The organism is Streptomyces sp. P5F9 (genome assembly GCF_057961495.1).
In genome coordinates this window covers 1-946 of record NZ_JBXVPZ010000981.1, presented here as the reverse complement: position 1 = coordinate 946, position 946 = coordinate 1, and the positions used below count along the sequence as shown (strand labels likewise).

At 71.7% G+C, this 946-nt stretch carries 1 protein-coding gene; it reads left to right on the top strand.

Translation table 11 applies throughout. The features are described from left to right. Positions 1–946, top strand: a 946-nt coding sequence (locus AC31A1_RS51940) for an MFS transporter (RefSeq protein ID WP_489659998.1), incomplete at both ends; no start/stop codon positions are given.

Below are 946 nucleotides of genomic sequence, written 5' to 3'. Positions count from 1 at the left end.
GTGCAGGGGCTGGGGGGCGGGCTGGTCATCGTCGCTCTGTATGTCGTCGTCGGGCGGGCCTATCCGGAGCGGTTGCGGCCCGCCATCATGGCCGCGTTCGCGGCGAGTTGGGTCGTGCCGTCCGTCGTCGGGCCGCTCGCTTCCGGTGCGGTGACCGAGCATCTGGGGTGGCGGTGGGTGTTCCTCGGGATTCCGGTGCTTGTCGTCTTTCCGCTCGCGCTCGCCCTTCCTCAGATACGGCGGCGGGCCGGCGGGCCCGTGGGCAATGCAGATGAGCCGTCCGCCTCCTTCGACCGGCGTCGTATTCGGCTTGCCCTCGGGATCTCGATCGGCGCCGGGCTCTTCCAGTACGCCGCTCAGGACGTGCGGTGGCTCTCCCTTCTCCCCGCTGCCGCCGGCGTCGCGCTGCTCGTGCCCGCCGTGCTCGGGTTGTTGCCGCGCGGGACGTATCGGGCCGCGCGTGGGCTGCCCTCCGTCGTGTTGTTGCGCGGGGTGGCGGCCGGGTCGTTCATCTCGGCGGAGTCCTTCGTGCCGTTGATGCTCGTCACGCAACGCGGGCTGTCGCCGACCCTGGCCGGGTTCTCGCTCGCGGCGGGCGGCGGGACGTGGGCGCTCGGGTCGTGGGTGCAGTCCCGGGCGCGGGTCGAGCCGTACCGGGAACGGCTGATGACGGCCGGCATGGTGCTGGTGGCCGCCGCCATCGCCGGGGCGCCGAGCGTCCTCATCCATGACGTGCCCGTGTGGATCGTCGCCGTCGCGTGGGCGTTCGGGTGTTTCGGGATGGGGCTGGTGATCTCCTCCACCAGCGTGCTGCTGCTTCAGCTGTCCGCTCCGGCGGAGGCCGGCTCCAACTCCGCCGCGCTGCAGATCTCTGATGGGTTGTCGAATGTTGTGCTGCTCTCCGTGGGCGGGGCCCATCCGGGGGCGTTCGCCGCGGTGTTTCTGC